This is a genomic window from Streptomyces sp. NPDC004610, assembly GCF_040609715.1.
In the GTDB taxonomy this organism is placed as follows: domain Bacteria; phylum Actinomycetota; class Actinomycetes; order Streptomycetales; family Streptomycetaceae; genus Streptomyces.
Map to the genome: position 1 here is coordinate 98480 of NZ_JBEXLA010000013.1, position 22276 is coordinate 120755.

The window sequence follows — 22276 nt, forward strand, 5'->3', positions numbered from 1 at the left end:
CCTTTTCTCCATCCGCCCAGCCCAGGGCGCGTTGTTCGCTCAGGGCGAACGGCTGCCCCAGGACACCAGCGGAACGTCGTCCTGCCCGTCCCGCTCGCTGTCCCGGTCCGCCGCCCGCGCCGCCGGTCCGATCACGAAGACGTCCCGCGCCCCGTCGAGCACCCCGCCGGACGGGTCGTCGTCACCGGCCAGCCGGACCACGTCCCGCTCGGGCATCAGGATGTCCCGGACGATCATCACGCACAGATAGAGCGTCCCGGCCAGATGCGCGGCGATGGCCCAGTGGTAGCCGTCGGTCGGCAGGCCCTTATGGGCGTCGCCGCTGGTCGTGTACGCGAGGTACATCCAGATGCCGAGGAAGTACGCCACCTCGCACACCTGCCAGATCAGGAAGTCCCGCCACTTCGGCCGGGCCAGCACGGCCAGCGGGATCAGCCAGAGCACGTACTGCGGTGAGTACACCTTGTTGGTGAGGATGAACGCCGCGACGATCAGGAACGCCAGCTGGGCGAAGCGGGGCCGGCGCGGCGCGGTCAGGGTGAGGGCGGCGACCGCCGCGCAGCTCAGCAGCATCAGCAGGGTGGCCAGGGTGTTGACGGTCTCGGTGCTCAGCGGGTCACTGGAGTTCTGGGCGAGGATCAGCCAGAACGAACCGAAGTCGACACCGCGCTCCTGGCTGAAGGTGTAGAACTTCGACCAGCCCTCGAAGGCGAAGAGCATCACCGGCAGATTCACCACGACCCAGGCGACGGCGGCACCCGCCAGGCCCTTGCCGAAGTCGCGCCACTTCCCCGCCCGCCAGCACAGCACGAGCAGCGGTCCCAGCAGCAGGAAGGGATACAGCTTGGCGGCCGTGGCGAGCCCCAGGAGCACCCCGAAGGCCACCGGACGCCCCCGCGACCACATCAGCATCGCCGCGGCCGTCAGGGCGACCGCCAGCAGGTCCCAGTTGATGGTGGCGGTCAGCGCCAGCGCGGGCGCCAGGGCGACCAGCAGACCGTCCCAGGGACGGCGGGCGTGGGTGCGGGTGACACAGACGGCGATGACCGCCGCGCACACCATCAGCATCCCGGCGTTGACCATCCAGTACCACTGCTCCTGGTGCTGGATGGTGCCGCTGCCCGTGGTGAGCCAGGAGGCGGCCTCCATGAAGACCCCGGTGAGCACCGGGTACTCCAGGTACTCCATGTCGCCGGGCAGCCGGTCGAAGTACGGCACCAGCCCATCGGCGAAGCCGCGCCCCTGGTAGAGGTGCGGGATGTCGGAGTAGCAGGCGTGCGTGTACTGCGAGCTGGCGCCGAAGAACCAGGCCCCGTCGTAGCAGGGTGCCTTCTGGACCATGCCGAGGGCGAACATGCCGATCGCCACGAGCGCGATGACCCGTACCGGGGTCCACCAGGACGTCCCGAGCAGGGCACGCCGGCCGATGGGACCGCCGATCAGCTCGCTGCCGCTCGCCGCGACCTTGTCCGTCTTGGTGGGACGTACGGTGTCCGGCTCGCGCGCGCTCGCTTGCGTCGTTTCTGCACTGGGCATGGGGGACATCCTGCCGTACGCCGCTGGGGGAACGGCGAGGGCCGCCGCATCCGGTCGATGCGACGGCCCTGCTGTCTGCGGCGGAGCGTGTTTCACGTGAAACAGCGAGATGAACGGCGAGATGAGCGGCGAGATGAAGCGACGAGGTGAAGCGGAGAGGTGGAACAGCGAGGTGTTTCACGTGAAACGTCCGCGAGGGGCGGTATGCGGCGGCCTACCAGTGACTGCCAGTGACGGCGAAAAGCGGTGACCGGCCGACCCGCTACCGCGAGGAGCGGTAGGCAGCCGACCGGTCACCGCCGGAGGCAGAACGCGGCTAGCCGGTTCCTCCGAAGAGACCGCCGTCGCTGCTCCCGTTCCCGTTCCCGTTGCCGTTGTTCCCGCCGTTGGCCGATGAGGTGGCCGATGGGTCGGGTGACCCTGGGACACCGCCGTCCGTACCGCCGGTATCGGTGCCTCCGGTGTCGGTCCCGCCGTTGTCCGTGCCGCCATCGTCCTCACAGCCGAAGAAGTCGGTGCAGGTCGCGGACGGGGAGGGCGACGACGTGGTCCGGGTCGGAGTCGGCGACGGAGTCGGCGTGGGGCTCTCCTCCTCCTCGGTCTCCGTGATCGTCGGGGTCGGCGTCGGCGAGGGGGCGTCGTTGACGACATCGCCGATGGGCTCGGGCTCGGGGAACTTCTCCGCCTTGGTGCCCTTCATCGCCTCGGCCATGTACGCCTGCCAGATCTCCGACGGGAACGAGGCGCCGTGGATCGACTCCTGGCCACCGGTCCCGTACATGGACAGGAACGTACGGTTCTTCACCGTCTCGTCGTCCGGGTAGCGGAACATGCTGATCGCGGTCGACAGCTGCGGGGTGTAGCCGACGAACCAGGCCGACTTGTTGTCGTCGGTGGTACCGGTCTTGCCGGCCACCTCGCGCCCCGGCAGCTGGGCGTTGGTGCCCGTGCCGTCCTCGACCACGGTCTTCATCACATCGGTGACGTTGTCGGCGACCAGCGAGGTGAACGCCTGCTTCGGCGCCGTCTCGTACTTGAAGATCTCGCCGTCCTTGCTGGTCACCTTGGTGACGGAGAACGGGTCGTTCTGCTTGCCGCTGGCGGCGAAGGTGGCGTAGGAGCCCGCCATCCGGATCGCGCTGGGGTCGGAGATGCCGAGGGAGAAGGACGGGAAGTCGATACCGGCGAGGCTGCTCTCCAGCACACCCGCGTCGACGGCCGCCTCCTTGACCTTGTCCAGGCCGACATCCATGCCGAGCTGCACATACGCGGAGTTCACCGAGTACTGCATGGCCGTCCGCAGATCGATCTCGTAGTTGGGCGGATCGCCGTAGGTCTCGTCACCGTCGTTGACCTGGAGCCACTCCTCGCCCTTCTCGTTGCGCCAGACGGAGTCGTCGTAGTTCTCGATCTTGAGCTTGTTCTTGCCGTTGTAGAGGCTCTTCGGGGAGACCTTGGTGCGTTCGTCCTGGGCCTGGACGGGGCCCAGCTCGGGGTCTCTGATGCCCCAGTTCATCGCCGCGGCCAGCACGAAGGGCTTGAAGGTCGAGCCGACCTGGGCGCCGGTCTGGTCGGCGTTGTTGGTGAAGTGCTTGGTGGCGTCCTCACCGCCGTAGATCGCGACGATCGCCCCGGTCTCCGGATCGACGGACGCGCCGCCGAACTGGACGTGGGTGTCCTCGTCGGGGCGCTTCTCGGGGTCGATGTTCTCCTTCTGGACCTCCTGGACCGCCTTCTCCAGCTGATCGACCTTCTTCCTGTCGAAGGTCGTGTGGATGGAGAGGCCGCCCTCGCGCAGCCGCTGCTCGGAGATACCGGTCTTCTCCTCGTTGTTGACCAGGTAGCCGTTGGCGAGGTCGACCAGATAGCCGATCTGGCCGCTGAGCGCGGTGTTGAAGCGGGGGTTCTGGACCTCGGGAAGCTCGGTGAACTTGGCCCGGTCCTCGGCGCTCAGATGGCCGTACTCGACCATCTTGTCGAGGGTGTCCTGCATCTGGCCCAGGGCCCGCTTCTTGTTCGCCTCCTCGGTGGCGGCGGGGTCGATGTTGGTGGCACCGGCCGGGTCGTAGTACGTGGCGCCCTTGAGCGTCGCCGCCAGGAAGGCGCACTCGCCCGCGTTCAGGTCTATGGCGTCCTTGTTGAAGTAGGCGCGCGCGGCGGCCTGGATGCCGTAGGCGTTGCGGCCGTAGTACGCCGAGTTGAGGTAGCCCTCCATGATCTCGTCCTTGGGGACGGAGGTGCCCACCTTGATCGAGACGAAGAGTTCCTTGAACTTGCGCGAGAGCGTCTGGGACTGGTCGTCCAGCATCGCGTTCTTGACGTACTGCTGGGTGATGGTGGAGCCACCCTGCGTGTCCTCGCCCCTGGCCATGTTGAACACGGCGCGGGCGATGCCCTTGGGGTCGATGCCGCTGTCCGTCTCGAAGGTCTTGTTCTCCTGCGAGATCACGGCGTCCTGCATCGCCTTGGGGATCTGCGGCAGATTGACGATCTGCCGGTTGGTCTCCCCACCGGTCGACACCATCTCGGAGCCGTCGCTCCAGTAGTAGACGTTGTTCTGCGCGGTCGCCGTCAGCGCCACGTTCGGCACGCTGACCAGCGCGTAGCCGATACCGGCGACGGCGACCAGGCTGCCCAGGAAGGCCAGGCTCAGGCCGGACGCCAGCCGCCAGGACGGCGTCCAGCGGCGCCAGCCGTCCTTGTCCGCGCGCGGATAGTCGATGATCCGCTTCCGGCCGGACGCGGCGCCCCGCGTTCTGGCCGCGGCCCCGCGCCGGGCGCCCGCCCGGCCGCCGGGTTCGGCCGCTCTGCGACGGCCCCCTCCGGTACTTCTCTGTGCCGCGCGACGGGCCTCGGCCCGGCCCCCGTAGGGCCTCTCCTCATCCTCCGACCCGTGACCCGAGCCAGAGGCGTCGGAGGGAGACCCGGTGGCGCCTCGCGGTGCCGCACGGTGGCCGGCGGGCGATGCGCTCGGGCCGCGTCGGGCCGCGGCACGTCCGCCTCCCTGCGGCGGCGGCGGTTTGCGACGGTGCTCGCTCATCGAACGATTACTCCTCGGGCAGGCGCATCCGTGCGCGCCTGGAAACAGCGGCTGGTTTCCGGTCCCCCCGAAGTACGGATGCGCGCGGTACCGCATTCACTCCGTACTGCACCGAGGACCATGACGTCCCCACGGGCCCCGTGGTTCCCGGTGGTCTGCATGGCGGACAGACTACGCACCGTCAAAACCCGCCTAGCCCCGAAGTTCACCCCAAAACAGGCAACTTGCCGCCTACGAATCAGTGATGTGACGCCGTTCACCGTTCTCCCTCTTGTCCCACCCGGAAGGCCGTTCTATCGTCGTGATGTATCGAGTCGATACATCAGCTCGACATAAAGACCGTCACGGCGCCCGTCGGACAGCAGAGCGAGACGGGCCGCGGCAGAGAGGAGGCGACATGAGCCGGCGTTCCGGGATCCTTGAGTTCGCCGTACTCGGCCTGCTCCGCGAATCCCCGATGCACGGCTATGAGCTGCGCAAACGACTCAACACATCACTGGGAGTGTTCCGTGCGTTCAGCTACGGAACGCTGTATCCCTGCCTCAAGACGCTGGTCGCCAACGGCTGGTTGATCGAGGAACCGGGGCACACCTCCGAGGAGGCGCACGCCGCCCCGCTCTCCGGCCGCCGCGCCAAGATCGTCTACCGGCTGACCGCGGAAGGTAAGGAACACTTCGAGCAGCTGCTCTCGCAGACCGGCCCCGACGCATACGAGGACGAGACCTTCGCCGCCCGGTTCGCCTTCTTCGGGCAGACCTCGCGCGATGTCCGGATGCGGGTGCTGGAGGGCCGCCGCAGCCGGCTGGAGGAGCGCCTGGAGAAGATGCGGGCCTCCCTGGCCCGCACCCGGGAGCGCCTCGACGACTACACGCTCGAACTTCAGCGCCACGGAATGGAGTCCGTGGAGCGCGAAGTGCGCTGGCTGAACGAGCTGATCGAGAGCGAGCGGGCCGGCCGGGACCTCAGGGCACCCGGCACGGACGGCTCCGCTCAGCAGAGCACACAGCACCCGCAGCACACACAGGACACCACTGGAGCGCCGGGCGTCCTGCCCCGGCCGGGGGACGTCCCCCGGCCGGATACGCCCGGTGACACCGCCATGTGACGCCCGCCAGGGCCTCACACCGAGTACACATCACGTACACACACAGGGAGCAACCGCAATGGGTTCGGTTCGCGTAGCCGTCGTCGGCGTGGGCAACTGCGCCGCGTCGCTGGTGCAGGGCGTCGAGTACTACAAGGACGCCGACCCGGCGTCCAAGGTGCCGGGCCTGATGCATGTGCAGTTCGGCGAGTACCACGTCCGTGACGTGGAGTTCGTCGCCGCGTTCGATGTCGACGCGAAGAAGGTCGGTCTCGACCTCGCGGACGCCATCGGCGCCTCCGAGAACAACACCATCAAGATCTGCGACGTGCCCTCCTCGGGCGTGACCGTCCAGCGCGGTCACACCCTCGACGGCCTCGGCAAGTACTACCGCGAGACCATCGAGGAGTCCACCGAGGAGCCCGTCGACATCGTCCAGATCCTCAAGGACCGGCAGGTCGACGTCCTCGTCTGCTACCTGCCCGTCGGCTCCGAGGACGCGGCGAAGTTCTACGCCCAGTGCGCCATCGACGCCAAGGTCGGCTTCGTCAACGCCCTCCCGGTCTTCATCGCCGGCACCAAGGAGTGGGCGGACAAGTTCACCGAGGCGGGCGTCCCGATCATCGGCGACGACATCAAGTCCCAGGTCGGCGCCACCATCACGCACCGCGTCATGGCGAAGCTGTTCGAGGACCGCGGGGTCATCCTGGACCGCACGATGCAGCTGAACGTCGGCGGCAACATGGACTTCAAGAACATGCTGGAGCGCGACCGCCTGGAGTCCAAGAAGATCTCCAAGACGCAGGCCGTCACCTCCCAGATCCCCGACCGGGAGCTGGGCGAGAAGAACGTCCACATCGGCCCGTCCGACTACGTCGCCTGGCTGGACGACCGCAAGTGGGCCTACGTCCGCCTGGAGGGCCGCGCGTTCGGCGACGTCCCGCTGAACCTGGAGTACAAGCTGGAGGTCTGGGACTCCCCGAACTCCGCCGGTGTCATCATCGACGCCCTGCGCGCCGCGAAGATCGCCAAGGACCGCGGTATCGGCGGCCCGATCCTCTCCGCGTCGAGCTACTTCATGAAGTCCCCGCCGGTCCAGTACTTCGACGACCAGGCGCGGGAGAACGTGGAGAAGTTCATCAAGGGCGAGGTCGAGCGCTGACCCGACCGCGCTGACCGGACGGCGGGCGCACCGCGCTCCCGTTCCGGGACGGTCCACCGAGGGTCCCCGGGGCATTGCACCCGGGGACCCTCCCCGTATGTGAGGCTGGGCCCCATGGCCGTCGTACGTGATCTGCGCGTTCTGCTGCGCCTGCGGGACTTCCGGCGACTGCTCACCGTACGGCTGCTCTCCCAGGGCGCCGACGGCGCCTATCAGGTCGGCCTCGCCACCTATGTGGTCTTCTCGCCCGAGCGCCAGGCCACCCCCGCCGAAATCGCCTCCGCGATGGCGGTCCTGCTGCTCCCGTACTCCCTGGTCGGCCCCTTCGCGGGCGTCCTCCTCGACCGCTGGCGCCGCCGCCAGGTCTTCGTCTACGGCAATCTGCTGCGCACCGTGCTGGCCACCGGCACCGCCCTGCTGATGATCAGCTCCGTCCCCGACTGGCTGTTCTACGCCTCCGCGCTGTGCGTCACCGCCGTCAACCGCTTCGTCCTCGCGGGCCTGTCCGCCTCCCTGCCCCGGGTCGTCGACGACGACCGGCTGGTGATCGCCAACTCCCTCTCCCCGACGGCCGGAACACTCGCCGCGACCGCGGGCGGCGGCGCCGCCTTCGTCGTACGGCTGCTGGTCTCCGACTCCGACGCCGCCGTGGTCCTCGTCGGCGCCGGACTGTATCTGTGCGGGGCGCTCGCCGCCCTGCGCATCCCGCGCGAACTCCTCGGCCCCGACCCCACGTTGATCCAGCCCCGCCTCGGCGCGGCGCTCGCGGGCACCGTCCGCGATCTGCTGGCCGGGGTACGGCACCTCGCCGCGCCCCGGCGCCGGGAGGCCGCGTGGGCGCTCGGCGCGATGACCCTGATGCGCTTCTGCTACGGCGCCCTGACCGTCACCGTGCTGATGCTCTGCCGCTACGCCCTCACCTCGACCACCGAGGACGGCCTCGCCCTGCTGGGGCTGGCGCTGGGCGTCTCCGGCGCCGGATTCTTCGTGGCGGCCGTGATGACGCCCTGGGCGGTCGGCCGGTTCGGGCCGATCGGCTGGATCGTCGTCTGCTCGGCGTCCGCGGCCGTCCTGGAACCCGCGCTGGGCCTGCCGTTCGCGACCGTGCCGCTGCTGATCGCGGCCTTTGTGCTCGGGCTGGTCACCCAGGGCGCGAAGATCGCCACGGACACCATCGTGCAGTCCACGGTCGACGACGGCTTCCGCGGCCGGATCTTCGCCGTCTACGACGTGCTGTTCAATGTCGCCTTCGTGGGCGCGGCCGGAGTCGCCGCGTTGATGCTGCCGCCGGACGGACGGTCCGTGGCGCTGGTACTCACCGTCGCCGCCATCTATGCCGTGGTTGCGGCTGCTATGGCCCGCTTCGATCGACGGTAAGTGTCACATGAAGGCCACAGACATGGCCGGAACGGCTGGGGTGTCAGTAGGGGCCGATAACTTATGCGGGTCTTAAGCGCGGTCAATTCGCGCTGCTAGTCCACTCTTTCTGTTCAGGGGGATTCCCAAGTGACAACTCCGCCCCAGGGCAACCCGTTCGCCCAGAACCAGCCACCGGCCCAGCCGCAGGGGCAGAACCCCTTCGCCCAGGGTCAGACCCAGACTCCTCCGCAGGGCGGCATCCCCCAGCAGCCCGGTTTCCCCCAGCAGGGCAACCCCTTCGGTGACGCCCCCGCGCCGCCGGAGCAGCCGCGCCGCAAGCTCAGCTTCAAGACCATCAAGAACATCGTCATCGTCCTGGTGGTCGCCGGTGTGGCGATCGGCACGTTCATAGCCAGCCGTGACGACGCCGACCAGGCCGCCGTGGGCGACTGTCTGAAGTCCGCTTCCTCGTCCTCGAACGAGATGGAGATCGTGGAGTGCGCCTCCGCGGACGCCGAGGTGGAGGTCCTGAAGAAGGTCGACGGCACCTTCACCTCCCTCACGGCCGAGACCGAGTGCCGCAAGGTCGAGGGAGCCACGAGCTTCTATACGCAGACCGGGGACGGCTCCGAGTTCCTGCTGTGCCTCAAGGCCGTTTGAGGCAGGGCCTCGCCAGGACCTCCGGTGCGGCCCGGGTCGCTGCTGTGGCCGGGTCCTCTGGTCCGGGGGTGCGGTGTTTCACGTGAAACATCGAGCCGCTCGCTCCGGACAGGGATGAGGGCCGGACAGGATGAAAGCCGGACGGACATGAGCGCCGGACATGCATGAGGGTGGGCCATGTTTCACGTGAAACATGGCCCACCCTCATGTCCGAGAAGAACGCCGAGAAGAACGCCGGGCAGCGTGCCCGGGAGAACGCCGGCCGCGAGGACCCGGCCGCCTCACCCCCGCTCCCGCTCCCCCCACCACTCCTTGAGCGCGGCCACCGCCTCGCCATGCTCCATCGGCCCGTGCTCCAGCCGCAGCTCCAGCATGTGCTGGTAGGCCTCGCCGACCGCGGGGCCGGGCTTGATGCCGAGGAGCTGCATGATCTCGTTGCCGTCGAGATCGGGGCGGATCGAGTCCAGCTCCTCCTGCTCCTTCAGCTGGGCGATGCGCTCCTCCAGCCCGTCGTAGGCCCGGGAGAGCGCCGTGGCCTTGCGCTTGTTCCGGGTCGTGCAGTCCGAGCGGGTCAGCTTGTGCAGCCGGTCCAGGAGCGGTCCCGCGTCCCGGACGTAGCGGCGCACGGCGGAATCGGTCCACTCCCCGGTGCCGTAGCCGTGGAACCGCAGATGCAGCTCGACCAGCCGGGAGACGTCCTTCACCAGGTCGTTGGAGTACTTCAGCGCCGTCATCCGCTTCTTGGTCATCTTGGCGCCGACGACCTCGTGGTGGTGGAAGGAGACCCGGCCGTCCGATTCGAAGCGCCGGGTGCGGGGCTTGCCGATGTCGTGCAGCAGGGCGGACAGCCGCAGTGTGAGATCGGGGCCGTTCCGTTCCAGCGCGATGGCCTGCTCCAGAACGATCAGCGAGTGGTCGTAGACGTCCTTGTGCCGGTGGTGCTCGTCGCTCTCCAGACGCAGGGCGGGCAGCTCCGGCAGCACTCGGTCCGCGAGGCCGGTGTCGACGAGGAGGGTCAGGCCCTTGCGGGGGTGCGTGGAGAGCAGCAGCTTGTTCAGCTCGTCCCGGACCCGCTCGGCGGAGACGATCTCCAGCCGGGCGTTCATCTCCGCCATCGCCGCGACGACCTCGGGGGCCACCGCGAAGTCGAGCTGGGCGGCGAAGCGCGCGGCCCGCATCATCCGCAGCGGATCGTCGGAGAAGGACGCCTCCGGGGTGCCCGGCGTCCGCAGCACCCGGGCGGCCAGATCGGCGCGGCCGTCGTGCGGGTCGATGAACGTCCCCTCGGGGAGAGCCACCGCCATGGCGTTCACCGTGAAGTCCCGGCGGACCAGATCCTCCTCGATGGAGTCCCCGTAGGACACCTCGGGTTTGCGTGAGGTGCGGTCGTAGGACTCCGAGCGGTAGGTCGTGACCTCGATCTGGTAGCCGTCCTTCTGGGCGCCGACCGTGCCGAAGGCGATCCCGACCTCCCAGACGGCGTCGGCCCAGGGCCGCACGATCTTCAGGACGTCCTCGGGGCGGGCGTCGGTCGTGAAGTCCAGATCGTTGCCGAGCCGGCCGAGCAGCGCGTCCCTGACCGAGCCGCCGACGAGGGCGAGACGGAAGCCGGCCGCCTGGAAGCGGCGGGCGAGATCGTCGGCGACAGGGGTGATCCGCAGCAGGTCGCCGGGCTCGCGGTCGGCCACCTGGCCCGGGGCGGTGAGATTGTCTTCGTTGGCGTTCGGCACAACTGAAAAGGGTACGTGGCCCCGGGGACACCGGTCGCCCCCATTACCCCGGCCCCACTCCGGCCCCTCTCCGGCTCCCCTCCGGCTCCCCCCATGGCCCTCCGCCGACCCTCCGCGAAGCCCTCCCGCCCCTTCCTCCCCTCCCCTTATGTGCCTCCCTCCCCTTAATACGCGCACATAGGGGTGTCCTGTTCATACGTGCGTATAGGGACGTCTTGATCCGTGCGCGCGGGCCCAGCGCCCCGCCCTTTCCCGATCTTGTGGAGCAGTCCGCGGCACTTCCCCTCAGCGGGCATCGTTACCATGCGTGGACGCACATTCCGACGAGCACTGACGACGACGAGGGACGGGCGAAGCGCGTGGCCGATGCGGCAGACATCCCAGGGACGCGTCCCGCACGTGCCCGCCGATGGCTACGGCGCACAGGAGTCCTGCTCACGAGCGCGCCGCTGCTGGCGGGCCTGCTCCAGCTGCCCGCCGTACCGACCGCCCAGGCGGCCGGGCAGACCTCCGTACCGGCCGCCTCGGGCTCCCGTACGGTCAGTGTCGCGGTGGACTCGGTCACGCCGAGCATCCCGGGTGACGGCGACACCGTCACGGTCTCCGGGACGGTCACCAACCAGGGCAACCAGGCCGTCACCGACGCCACCGTCGATCTGCGGGTGGGCCCGAAGCTCACCACCCGCTCCGACATCGACGACGCCGCCGAGCGCAAGGGATACACCCCGGGCGCCGACGGCACCCCGGTCGGCGGCGACCACTCCCAGGACTTCGACCGGCTCGCCCCCGGTGTCGCCCAGCCCTTCACCCTGTCCGTGCCGGTCGACGAGCTGGACCTCGGCAGCAGCGGGGTCTACCAGCTCGGAGTGGCGCTGTCCGGCCAGACCGCCGCCCAGCAGTGGGAGCAGGTGCTGGGCTTCCAGCGGACGTTCCTGCCCTGGCAGCCGGACGGCACCGACACCCGGACCAGGACCACCTTCCTGTGGCCGCTGATCTCCACCGTCCATATGACGGCGGAGACCGACTCCAACGAACAGCAGACCCCGGTCTTCCTCAATGACGACCTCGCCACCGAGATCTCCCCCGGCGGCCGTCTGGAGCAGCTGGTGGCACTGGGCCGGGATCTCGACGTCACCTGGGTGATCGACCCGGACCTGCTCGCCTCCGTCGACGCCATGACCCGCACCTACGAGGTGCGCGGCCCCGGCGACACCACCACGCCCGGCACCCATCAGGCGGTCGCCAAGCAGTGGCTGGCGGACCTCCAGAGCGCAGTGACGGGCAAGGAGGTCGTCGCGCTGCCGTTCGGCGACCCTGACCTCGCCTCCCTCGCACACAACGGCACCGATGTCACGGGCTCGCTCAGCCGCCTCAAAGAGGCCACCGACGTCATCGCCAACACCGTCGACACGATCCTCCATGTGCGGCCGGTCACCGACTTCGCCTGGCCGGTGGACGGCGCGGTCGACCCGTCGATCGTGAAGGTCGCCACCTCGGCCGGCGCGGACACCGTGATCGCCCGCAGCGACAGCCTGGAGGAGACCGGCGGACTGCCGTACACCCCCTCGGCGGCCCGGCCGATCGGCGGCGGGACCACGGCGGTGGTGGCGGACGCGCGGCTGTCGACCGCCTTCGAGGGCGATCTGACGACCGCGTCGGCGGACTCGCTGGCCGTGCAGACGTTCCTCTCGCAGAGCCTGATGCTCAATCTCCAGTCGGACCAGCAGCGCAGCATCCTCGTCGCCCCCGACCGGATGCCGACCGCCAGCCAGGCCCGTGCCATGGCGGAGGCGGTGGCCACGCTCCAGAGCAGCGGCTGGTCCGAGGCGCAGAACCTCACCGCGACCGCCGGGGCCCGGCCGGACCCCGGAGCCACCACCAAGGTGCCGTCCGCCTCCCAGTACCCCTCCTCGCTGCGCAAGCAGGAACTGCCGGCCACGGCGTTCGAGGAGATCGCCACCACGCAGGACAAGCTCGACAACTTCAAGGTGATCCTGAGCGACGAGTCCCGGGTGGTGACCCCGTTCGGGCGGGCCATGAACCGTGAGATGTCCGCCTCCTGGCGGGGCCGCGCCACCGAGGCCGCCGGCTTCCGCAACGGCGTGGAGAACTATCTCGACGATCTGGTCGGCCAGGTCAGCCTGATCCAGAAGTCGGAGACCAAGCTCTCCGGCCGCAGCGCCACCATCCCGGTGACCGTGCAGAACAACCTGGTCCAGGGTGTCGACCGGCTGGTGCTGCGGCTCACCTCCACCAGCCCGACCCGGCTGGAGATCGGCGGCAACGCCTACGCCGAGCAGCCGGTCACGGTCTCCGGCGGGCACAGCCAGTCGGTGAAGTTCGACACCTCCGCCAACGCCAACGGCCGGGTGACAGTGATCGCCCAGCTCTTCACCGAGGACGGCCAGGCGTACGGGGCCCCGGTCACCTTCGATGTGAAGGTCACCGAGATCACCGCCACGGTGATGCTGGTGATCGGCGGCGGCGTGCTGCTGCTGGTCCTCGCCGGGTTCCGGATGTACACCCAGCGCAAGCGGGCCGCCCGCGAGTCGGCCGGGGAGCATCCGGACGACGGGCCCGGCGCCGAGGGCGACGACAGCGACGGCACCGCCCCGAGCGCCGGAACCGGCCCGGCGGCCGACCCCCCGGCGGACACCGACCCGGCCGAGAACCCCGCACCCCCCGGGAACCGTCCTCACTCCCAGGACCCTCACACGGAGGAGTCCGGCACCCGGCCGGGGGCACACGACCCTCAGCAGCCGAGTGACCCGGGGCCGGACACCGCAGCGGAAAGCACCGGCCCGTCCCGGACGGGTGAGAGAGTGGACCGTTGAATGTCGTGGCCCGTCGGCCCGGGACGATGAGGTGGGGTAACGATGAACGCGCCGTACGAGGGTGACCGCGGCCAGGCCGCGGGCAACTCGGGCCACCCCGAGGGCCCGCCGCCCGAGCCCGGCCGGCTGACGCCGCAGCAGGCGGCGGACATGTACCTCCAGGACGCCTACGACCAGGACCCCTACCGGGCACAGGACCTCACCGCTCAGGACCCGGTCGCCGAAGCCCTCTACGACCGCGCCTCGCACCCGCCGCCGCCCCCCGGCACCTACCCGCCGCAGCCCCTGTACGGACAGCCGCAGCAGTCGCCGTACGCCCCCGATCCGCGGGTGTGGGCGCAGCCGCCCGCCCCGGAGCCGGAGAGCCCCACCCAGTACCTGCCGCTCGGCGACGACCCGCGGACCACCCAGTACGTCGGGGTCGACGATCTCGTCACCCAGGCCGGCGACCAGCGCCCCGAGCACGACGCCTTCGCCCATCTTTTCCGCGACCAGCAGCACAGCGGCGTGCGCACGGACCATCCGGCGGTCCCCGGCCCGGCCGCGGCCCCGCAGCAGCCCTCCCACCAGAACTTCCAGGCCGGCGCTTACCACGAGGGCGGCTACCAGGAGGGTGCCTACGCACCCGGCCAGAGCGCGTACCCACAGGCCGCCGCCCCGCAGCAGGCGCAGTACACCACTCCCCAGTACCAGCAGCAGGCCCCGTACCAGCAGGATCAGTACCAGCAGGCCCCGCAGCAGTACGCCGAGGTGCCGCAGGCCGCCCCGCAGGGGGCGTACGGCGGGCCCCCGGCCCCGTACCAGGAGCCCGAGCCCCCGGCGCCCGAGCCGCAGGAGACGCCCACCGCCACCCCTGCCGCCCCGGCCGCGCCGAAGAAGGGCGGCCGGGCGGGCGGGCTGCTGAAGTCCAGCGCCGTGATGGCCGCGGGCACCATGGTGTCCCGCCTCACCGGCTTCATCCGCTCGGCGCTGATCGTCTCCGCGCTGGGCGTGGGCCTGCTCGGCGACACCTTCCAGGTCGCCTACCAGCTGCCCACCATGATCTACATCCTGACCGTGGGCGGCGGCCTCAACTCGGTCTTCGTCCCCCAGCTCGTCCGCGCCATGAAGGACGACGAGGACGGCGGCGAGGCATACGCCAACCGGCTGCTGACCCTGGTCATGGTCGTCCTCGGCGCGCTCACCGTGCTCGCCGTGCTCGGGGCGCCCTACCTCGTGCGGGCGCTGTCGAACCCGGTCGCCACCAATGCCGCGGCCAACGAGACCGCCATCACCTTCACCCGCTACTTCCTGCCCACGATCTTCTTCATGGGCGTCCATGTGGTGATGGGCCAGATCCTCAACGCCCGCGGCCGGTTCGGCGCGATGATGTGGACTCCGGTCCTCAACAACATCGTCATCATCGCCACCCTGGGCATGTTCCTGTGGGTCTACGGCAGCGCCGCCGACTCCGGGATGACCGTCGACAACATCCCCCCGCAGGGCGAACGCCTCCTCGGCGCCGGTGTCCTGCTGGGCCTGGTGGTCCAGTCGCTCGCGATGATCCCGTATCTGCGCGAGACCGGTTTCCGGATGCGGCTGCGCTTCGACTGGAAGGGCCACGGCCTCGGCAAGGCCGCCATGCTGGCCAAGTGGACCATCCTGTTCGTGCTCGCCAACCAGGCGGGCGCCCTGGTCGTCACCCAGCTGGCCACCGCCGCCGTCTCCGACACCAACATCGCCGGTACGGGCTTCAGCGCCTACGCCAACGCCCAGCTGATCTGGGGCCTTCCGCAGGCCATCATCACCGTCTCCCTGATGGCCGCCCTGCTCCCGCGGATCTCCCGCTCGGCCCATGAGGACGACGCCGGAGCCGTCCGCGACGACATCTCCCAGGGCCTGCGCACCACCGCCGTCGCCATCGTCCCGATCGCCTTCGGCTTCGTCGCCCTCGGCATCCCGATGTGCACCCTGATCTTCGGCTCCTCCGGCACCGCCGCCGCCACCAACATGGGCTACATGCTGATGGCCTTCGGCATCGGCCTCATCCCGTACTCCGTGCAGTACGTCGTCCTGCGCGCCTTCTACGCCTACGAGGACACCCGCACGCCCTTCTACAACACGGTGATCGTGGCCGCGGTCAACGCCGGGGCGTCCGCCGCGTGCTTCCTGCTGCTGCCCGCCCGCTGGGCCGTGATCGGCATGGCCGCCTCGTACGGACTCGCCTACGTCATCGGGGTCGGGGTCGCCTGGAGCCGGCTGCGCAAGCGGCTCGGCGGCGACCTCGACGGCTCCCGGGTGCTGCGCACCTACGCCCGGCTGAGCATCGCCGCGGTCCCGGCCGCACTGCTCGGCGGAGCCGCCTGCTACGGCATCACCCAGACCCTCGGACAGGGTGTGCTCGGCTCGTTCGCCGCGCTGCTCGGCGGCGGGGCCGTCCTTCTCGGCATCTTCTTCATCGCGTCCCGCCGGATGCGCATCGAGGAGCTGAACTCGATGGTGGGCATGGTCCGCGGGCGTCTGGGCCGCTGAGAGGGGTACGCGCACAACCATCGTCCGCCGCCGTGTGTCGTGCATAGCGCCGGACTGTGGGCACAATTGGTTTCGGCGTCGTACCAGACGCAACGGATGGGGAGGCAGGGACGACGGTGGCGGATCGGAGCAGGGCTGCCGTCGACGTGGCAGACAACGGCGGCGACGAGCCGCCGACCGCCGAGCCGGACCAGGCGGACCAGTCCACGGCCGACGGGGTGGACCAGAAGGAACAGGTCACGGAACACGACGAGGCACAGGGGAGTGGCGGGAGCGGGCATCCCGGGCCGGCCGCACCGCCCGAACTGCACAGCGGCCACAAACTCGCCAGACGCTACCGCCTGGAGGAGTGCGTCACCCGTCTGGACGGATTCAGCAGCTGGCGTGCGGTGGACGAGAAACTCCGCCGGGCCGTCGGCGTCCATCTCCTGCCCGCCGATCACACCCGGGCGCGTTCCGTCCTCGCCGCGGCCCGTTCCTCCGCGCTGCTGGGCGACCCCCGTTTCGTCCAAGTCCTGGACGCCGTCGAGGAGAACGACCTCGTCTACGTCGTCCATGAGTGGCTGCCCGACGCGACCGAACTGACCGCGCTGCTCGCCTCCGGTCCGCTGGAGCCGCACGACGCCTACCAGATGGTCAGCCAGATCTCCGCCGCCATGGCCGCCGCGCACCGCGAGGGCCTCGCCCATCTGCGGCTCAACCCCAACGCCGTGCTGCGCACCTCCACCGGGCAGTGGCGCATCCGCGGGCTCGCGGTCAACGCCGCGCTGCGCGGCATCGGTTCCGACACCCCGCAGCGCACCGACACCGAGGCGATCGGCGCCCTGCTGTACGCCTCCCTGACCCAGCGCTGGCCCTACGAGAGCGACGCGCACGGGCTGTCCGGGCTGCCGAAGGGCGTCGGTCTGATCGCCCCCGACCAGGTGCGCGCCGGGATCCACCGCGGGCTGTCCGAACTGTCGATGCGCGCCCTCGCCAACGACGGCGCCACCGCCTCCCGCCACGAGGCGCCGTGCACCACGCCGGAGGAACTGGTCAAGGCGATCGGCGAGATGCCCCGCATCCGCCCGCCGGAGCCGGCCTTCACCGCCCCGCCCGACTACCAGCGCACGACCTATCAGCAGGGCTCCTACGGCCGTCAGGCGCCCCACCCCGGCGAGACACAGCCGGTGACCCCACCGCCGCCCCCGCTCCAGAGCCGTACCGGCAAGGCCCTGAAGTGGGCCGTCTCGGCGCTGCTGCTGGCGGCGCTGGGCCTGGGCAGCTGGCAGCTCGCGGACGCCCTGCTGGAGCAGGGCGGCACCTCCGACGACACCAATCAGACCCAGACGACGGAGGGCGAGGACAAGACCAACGGCGAGGAGCCGAAGCCCCCGCCGCCGATAGAGATCGCCGGCGCCCAGGAGTATGTGGCCCAGGGCTCCGCCCAGGCGACGGACGAGGTGCCCTACACCTACGACGGGGACGCCTCCACCTACTGGCGCACCAAGAGCTTCATCGACGGCCCCGAGATGAACCCGGCCTTCAAGCCCGGCGTCGGCATCGTCTACGACCTCGGCTCCGCGCGGGAGGTCAAGGCGGCGGACATCGGTCTGCTGTTCGGCGGCGACCACACCAAGGTCTCGCTGTACGCGACGGACTCCATGAGTTCCTCGGTGCCGATCTCGTCGATGACCGAGCTGGGCTCGGTCACCACCAACGACACCTCGGCCCATGTGCAGATCGAGAAGCCGACCGCGAGCCGGTACGTCCTCGTCTGGTTCACCGCGCTGCCGCACGCGCCGGGGGACGAGTTCAGCGATCCCGGCTACAAGCAGGCCATCACCGATCTGAAGTTCACGGGCTGAGGACATCACGGAGGGGGGAGGCCGGATGGCGGACGGCGTCAGCTACGACGGCGTGAACGACCGGGACCTCCTCGCCCGTCATGTCGAGGGCGATCCGCACGCCTTCGGAGAGGTCGTCCGGCGCCACCGGGACCGTCTCTGGGCCGTGGCCCTGCGCACCCTGGGGGATCGCGAGGAGGCCGCCGACGCCGTACAGGACGCGCTGGTCTCCGCGTACCGGGCCGCCCACACCTTCCAGGGCAAGGCGGCCGTCACGACCTGGCTGCACCGGATCACGGTCAACGCCTGTCTGGACCGCGCCCGCAAGGCCGCCTCCCGCCGGACCTCGCCGGTCGACGACACCGAGCGGCTGGAGCAGCTCCTGGAGCCGCACGAGTCGGCGGCGGCCCCGGCCGAGCGCAAGGATCTGCACCGCGAGCTGATCGAGGCGATGGTCACCCTGCCGCCCGATCAGCGGGCCGCCCTCGTACTGGTGGACATGCAGGGCTACCCCGTCGCCGAGGCCGCCCGCATCCTCGATGTGCCGGTCGGCACGGTGAAGAGCCGTTGCGCCCGGGGCAGAGCCAGACTCCTGCCGCTGCTCACCCATCTCCGGCCGGACAGCCCCGGCGAGGACGAGGAGAGCGAAGTACGGAACCGGACGCAGGGGACATCCGTCCCACCGGCAGCGGGACCTCCCGAGGCCGAGACCCGTCAGATCGGACCGAGCGATTCAACTGCCGTGAAGGGCGGAGGTGGGCGAGCGTGACATCGACGACGGACATGACGGAGCACCCGGACGTCAGTGAGATCGCCGACCTCACCGAGGGCCAGCTGCCCCGGTCACGGACCGAGGACCTCCACCGGCACCTGGACACCTGCACACTCTGCGCGGACGTCTACGCCTCGCTGGAGGAGATCCGCGGACTGCTGGGCACGACGCCGGAGCCGCCGGCCATGCCCGCCGATATCGCCGAGCGCATCGATCAGGCGCTCGCGGCGGAGGCCCTCCCGGGCTCGACCGCGAGCAACGGCACGGATGTTTCACATGAAACACCGGATGCCGCGACTGTTTCACGTGAAACATCGCCCCTCACGGACCCACCTGTGTCGCCCCTCACGGGCACGCCTTCCTCACCACGTCCCACGGAAAAGCCCTCCCCGCCCCCAGCGGAAACGTCCCCGTCGCCTCTCACCGAGACACCCCCATCGCCCGTCACGGAAACGTCCCCTCATGTTTCACGTGAAACATCGGTGACCTCCGACCGCCCCGCCGGTCACGCCCGGTCCTCCGCCAGCGGCCCTGGACGCAAACGTCCGGACCGTGCGAGGCGCCGCCGGGTGACCGTGATCAGCGCCGCCTTCGCGGCGGCGGCCGTCGGGCTGGGCACCGTGCTGCTGTCGTCGCTCATGGGCGGCGCCTCCGGACCTCAGACGAACGGCGACCCGACGGCGACGGCCACCGATACCTTCTCCGCGGAGAGCCTGGAGCGTCAGGTGACCGACCTTCTCGCCACGGAGGTGGTCGAGGGACAGACGACGGAGGGCGGCGGAGACCCCCGCACCCCGCAGGGCAGTGTCGAGGTGGGCGGCGATGTGGGCCCGCCCCAGATCCTCCAGACACCCTCGGTGCCCGACTGTGTCCGCAGCGGCATCGGCCGTCAGGATGCGGCGCTGGCCGTCGACGAGGGCGTCTACAAGGGAACCGACGCGATGCTCGTCGTCCTGCCCGACGCCAATGACGCCGGCCGGGTCACGGCGTACATCATGGACTCCACCTGCATCAAGCGGGCCTCCGCGGAGATCGCGAAGATCCTCTTCCAGACCTCCTACGCACACCCCTGAGAAGCGCCCCGAGAAGCGCCGGCCACAACCCTCCGTGTGCCCGGACACAGCGGGAATGCTGGACCCTTAGGATCCGTTGGGTGGGAAGAGGGTCCTGAGAAGGGCTCCCACGGGAAACCGACGAGTCCAGAGACGAGGAATCCAGCCGTGAGCGACGTTCGTAACGTGATCATCATCGGCTCCGGGCCCGCCGGCTACACGGCGGCCCTGTACACCGCACGCGCGTCGCTGAAGCCCCTGGTGTTCGAGGGTGCGGTCACCGCCGGCGGTGCGCTGATGACCACCACCGAGGTGGAGAACTTCCCCGGCTTCCAGGACGGCATCATGGGTCCCGAGCTGATGGACAATATGCGCGCCCAGGCCGAGCGCTTCGGTGCCGAACTGGTTCCGGACGACATCGTGTCCGTCGACCTCTCCGGTGAGATCAAGACCGTCACGGACACCGCCGGTACCGTGCACCGGGCCAGGGCGGTCATCGTCGCCACGGGCTCGCAGCACCGCAAGCTGGGTCTGCCGAACGAGGACGCGCTCTCCGGCCGCGGTGTCTCCTGGTGCGCCACGTGCGACGGCTTCTTCTTCAAGGACCACGACATCGCCGTGATCGGCGGCGGTGACACCGCGATGGAGGAGGCCACCTTCCTGTCGCGGTTCGCCAAGTCGGTCACCATCGTCCACCGCCGGAACAGCCTGCGCGCCTCCAAGGCCATGCAGGACCGTGCCTTCGCCGACCCGAAGATCAAGTTCGTCTGGGACAGCGAGGTCGCGGAGATCCAGGGCGACCAGAAGCTCACCGGACTGACGCTGCGGAACGTCAAGACCGGCGAACTCTCGGAGCTGCCGGCCACGGGTCTGTTCATCGCGATCGGCCACGACCCGCGTACCGAGCTGTTCAAGGGACAGCTCGACCTCGATGGGGAGGGCTATCTGAAGGTCGAGTCCCCCTCGACCCGGACCAACCTGACGGGTGTCTTCGCCGCAGGCGATGTCGTCGACCACACCTACCGCCAGGCGATCACGGCGGCCGGCACCGGCTGCTCCGCCGCCCTCGACGCCGAGCGCCACCTCGCCGCGCTCGCCGACCAGGAGCAGGCGGAGCCCGAGAAGACCGTCGCGGTCTGACCCACCCCTCTCCCTCCCCACACCTCACGTAAGGAGCCCGCTGTGGCCGATCTGAAGCATGTGACCGACGATTCCTTCGAGCAGGACGTCCTCAAGAACGACAAGCCTGTTCTGGTGGACTTCTGGGCCGCCTGGTGCGGTCCGTGCCGCCAGATCGCGCCGTCCCTGGAGGCCATCGCCAAGGAGCACGGCGAGAAGATCGAGATCGTCAAGCTGAACATCGACGAGAACCCGGGCACGGCCGCCAAGTACGGCGTCATGTCCATCCCGACGCTGAACGTTTATGTGGGCGGTGAGGTCGCGAAGACCATCGTCGGTGCCAAGCCGAAGGCCGCGATCCTGCGTGACCTTGAGGACTTCATCGCCGAGTGACACGCTCGCCGAGCCGGGCCGGGAGCGACTCCGCCGGGGCGATGTTTCACGTGAAACACGAAGGGGCCGACCCTCAAGGTCGGCCCTTTCGTCATGGGCACACTGGCGTGCCGAGGATCATCCGTGGCAGGGAACCATCGGGGGACGGCCTACCGGCCCCGCTGAGGGCATCAACGATCCAGGGCACCTAGGCGCGGCACGCCCCCTCCGCTAGAGCGGCCGAAGCGCCGGTTCTTTCCGGGCCCCGCCCAGGAGCCGGTCGATCGCCATCTCCACGTCCTCCCGCCAGGACAGCGCGGTCCGCAGCTCCAGCCGCAGCCGAGGGGATGTGGGATGGGGACGGACGGTCTTGAAGCCCACCGCCAGCAGATGATCGGCGGGGAGCACACACGCGGGCTCCTTCCAGCGGGCGTCGCCGAACGCCTCGATCGCCTTGAAGCCCCGCCGCAGCAGATCCTTGGCGACCGTCTGGACCATGACCCGCCCCAGCCCCTGCCCCTGGTACCCCGGCATGATGAAGGCCGTCATCAGCTGGACGGCGTCGGGCGAGACCGGGCTCGTGGGGAAGGCGGTGGAGCGGGGGACGTAGGCGGGCGGCGCGTAGAGCACAAAGCCCACCGGCGTCTCATCCACATAGACGACCCGTCCGCAGGACCCCCAGTCCAGCAGGACCGCGGAGATCCAGGACTCCTTCTCCATCGCGGCCGTGCCGCCCTTCACCGCGGCTTCCCCGCTGACCGGATCCAGTTCCCAGAAGACGCACGAGTGACAGCGCTTGGGAAGGTCCTGAAGGTTGTCCAGCGTGAGCGGTACGAGCCGGCGCCCCATGAAGGCTGTTCCTCGCTTCCTACGCCCGCGGCCTCGCGGGCGGCTGTCAGAGCGCTCCGTTCCCTGAGCAGGCTGCCGACGAATCCGCCGACCGCCGCCGGCCCCATCCCCGCGCTCATCAGTCGGGCCCGGCTCATGGTGCGCACGGCCACCGCCTCCCCTTGAGCGGTCCCATCAGATGGATGCGCCCTACCCGTCCGCATGGTATCCACGATGCGATTCCGCTGATACCGCCAGAAAGCAAAGAGCGGGTCGCGTCCCGGTACACACCGGACACCACCCGCTCCCCACCTGCCCGGACCCACCGTCCGCACGATCCGCTTCCGGTGCGTTCGGGCCCCGCGCCGGTCGGCCGGGCAGGGGGTGCCCG

At 69.8% G+C, this 22276-nt stretch carries 15 protein-coding genes and 1 pseudogene; 12 read left to right on the forward strand and 4 right to left on the reverse strand.

Annotated elements, in window-relative coordinates:
* Positions 1–39: 39 nt before the first annotated feature.
* On the reverse strand, positions 40–1536 hold the full coding sequence (locus ABZX40_RS16880; protein ID WP_355739078.1) for a glycosyltransferase 87 family protein: 1497 nt from the start codon (positions 1534–1536) through the stop codon (positions 40–42).
* A gap of 316 nt (positions 1537–1852) precedes the next feature.
* On the reverse strand, positions 1853–4576 hold the full coding sequence (locus ABZX40_RS16885) for a transglycosylase domain-containing protein (protein WP_355739081.1): 2724 nt from the start codon (positions 4574–4576) through the stop codon (positions 1853–1855).
* 397 nt (positions 4577–4973) lie between these two features.
* Here ABZX40_RS16885 and ABZX40_RS16890 point away from each other — a divergent pair, with 397 nt between their 5' ends.
* The 4 genes from ABZX40_RS16890 to ABZX40_RS16905 all read left to right on the forward strand — a co-directional run bounded on the left by ABZX40_RS16890 (position 4974) and on the right by ABZX40_RS16905 (position 8841).
* Positions 4974–5681 (forward strand): helix-turn-helix transcriptional regulator, encoded by a 708-nt coding sequence (locus ABZX40_RS16890; protein ID WP_355739084.1) that lies wholly within the window; start codon positions 4974–4976, stop codon positions 5679–5681.
* Positions 5682–5739: 58 nt separating this feature from the next.
* A complete protein-coding gene (locus ABZX40_RS16895) occupies positions 5740–6822 on the forward strand; it encodes an inositol-3-phosphate synthase (protein WP_355739086.1) in 1083 nt (360 codons plus the stop codon).
* Positions 6823–6936: 114 nt separating this feature from the next.
* Positions 6937–8199 (forward strand): MFS transporter, encoded by a 1263-nt coding sequence (locus ABZX40_RS16900; RefSeq protein WP_355739089.1) that lies wholly within the window; start codon positions 6937–6939, stop codon positions 8197–8199.
* Between the two features lie 129 nt (positions 8200–8328).
* Positions 8329–8841, forward strand: coding sequence for a hypothetical protein (locus ABZX40_RS16905; protein WP_355739092.1), 513 nt, complete (start codon positions 8329–8331; stop codon positions 8839–8841).
* Between the two features lie 281 nt (positions 8842–9122).
* Here the strand turns inward: ABZX40_RS16905 and ABZX40_RS16910 are convergent, their stop codons facing one another.
* A complete protein-coding gene (locus ABZX40_RS16910) occupies positions 9123–10571 on the reverse strand; it encodes a CCA tRNA nucleotidyltransferase (RefSeq protein ID WP_355739094.1) in 1449 nt (482 codons plus the stop codon).
* Between the two features lie 359 nt (positions 10572–10930).
* Here ABZX40_RS16910 and ABZX40_RS16915 point away from each other — a divergent pair, with 359 nt between their 5' ends.
* The 8 genes and pseudogenes from ABZX40_RS16915 to trxA all read left to right on the forward strand — a co-directional run bounded on the left by ABZX40_RS16915 (position 10931) and on the right by trxA (position 21078).
* On the forward strand, positions 10931–13405 hold the full coding sequence (locus ABZX40_RS16915) for a DUF6049 family protein (protein WP_355739097.1): 2475 nt from the start codon (positions 10931–10933) through the stop codon (positions 13403–13405).
* Between the two features lie 42 nt (positions 13406–13447).
* Positions 13448–15916: a murein biosynthesis integral membrane protein MurJ gene (gene murJ, locus ABZX40_RS16920; RefSeq protein ID WP_355739099.1), complete on the forward strand. Its 2469-nt coding sequence runs from the start codon at positions 13448–13450 to the stop codon at positions 15914–15916.
* Positions 15917–16032: 116 nt separating this feature from the next.
* A complete protein-coding gene (locus tag ABZX40_RS16925; RefSeq protein ID WP_355739101.1) occupies positions 16033–17763 on the forward strand; it encodes a protein kinase family protein in 1731 nt (576 codons plus the stop codon).
* Positions 17764–17788: 25 nt separating this feature from the next.
* A complete protein-coding gene (gene sigM, locus ABZX40_RS16930; RefSeq protein ID WP_355739104.1) occupies positions 17789–18511 on the forward strand; it encodes an RNA polymerase sigma factor SigM in 723 nt (240 codons plus the stop codon).
* A pseudogene (locus ABZX40_RS16935) lies at positions 18508–18774 on the forward strand (hypothetical protein); the annotation flags it as partial. The gene sigM and the pseudogene ABZX40_RS16935, both read left to right, overlap by 4 nt.
* A 309-nt stretch (positions 18775–19083) precedes the next feature.
* Positions 19084–19587 carry a hypothetical protein gene (locus ABZX40_RS16940; protein ID WP_355739299.1) on the forward strand — a complete coding sequence of 168 codons (504 nt, stop codon included), beginning with the start codon at positions 19084–19086 and terminating at the stop codon, positions 19585–19587.
* A gap of 147 nt (positions 19588–19734) precedes the next feature.
* On the forward strand, positions 19735–20706 hold the full coding sequence (gene trxB / locus ABZX40_RS16945; RefSeq protein ID WP_355739107.1) for a thioredoxin-disulfide reductase: 972 nt from the start codon (positions 19735–19737) through the stop codon (positions 20704–20706).
* 42 nt (positions 20707–20748) lie between these two features.
* The gene (trxA, locus tag ABZX40_RS16950; RefSeq protein ID WP_355739110.1) at positions 20749–21078 is read left to right on the forward strand and encodes a thioredoxin; all 330 of its coding nucleotides are present in this window, start codon (positions 20749–20751) and stop codon (positions 21076–21078) included.
* 210 nt (positions 21079–21288) lie between these two features.
* On the opposite strand, the gene ABZX40_RS16955 is transcribed toward trxA, so the two are convergent.
* On the reverse strand, positions 21289–21906 hold the full coding sequence (locus tag ABZX40_RS16955; protein ID WP_355739113.1) for a GNAT family N-acetyltransferase: 618 nt from the start codon (positions 21904–21906) through the stop codon (positions 21289–21291).
* Positions 21907–22276: the final 370 nt, after the last annotated feature.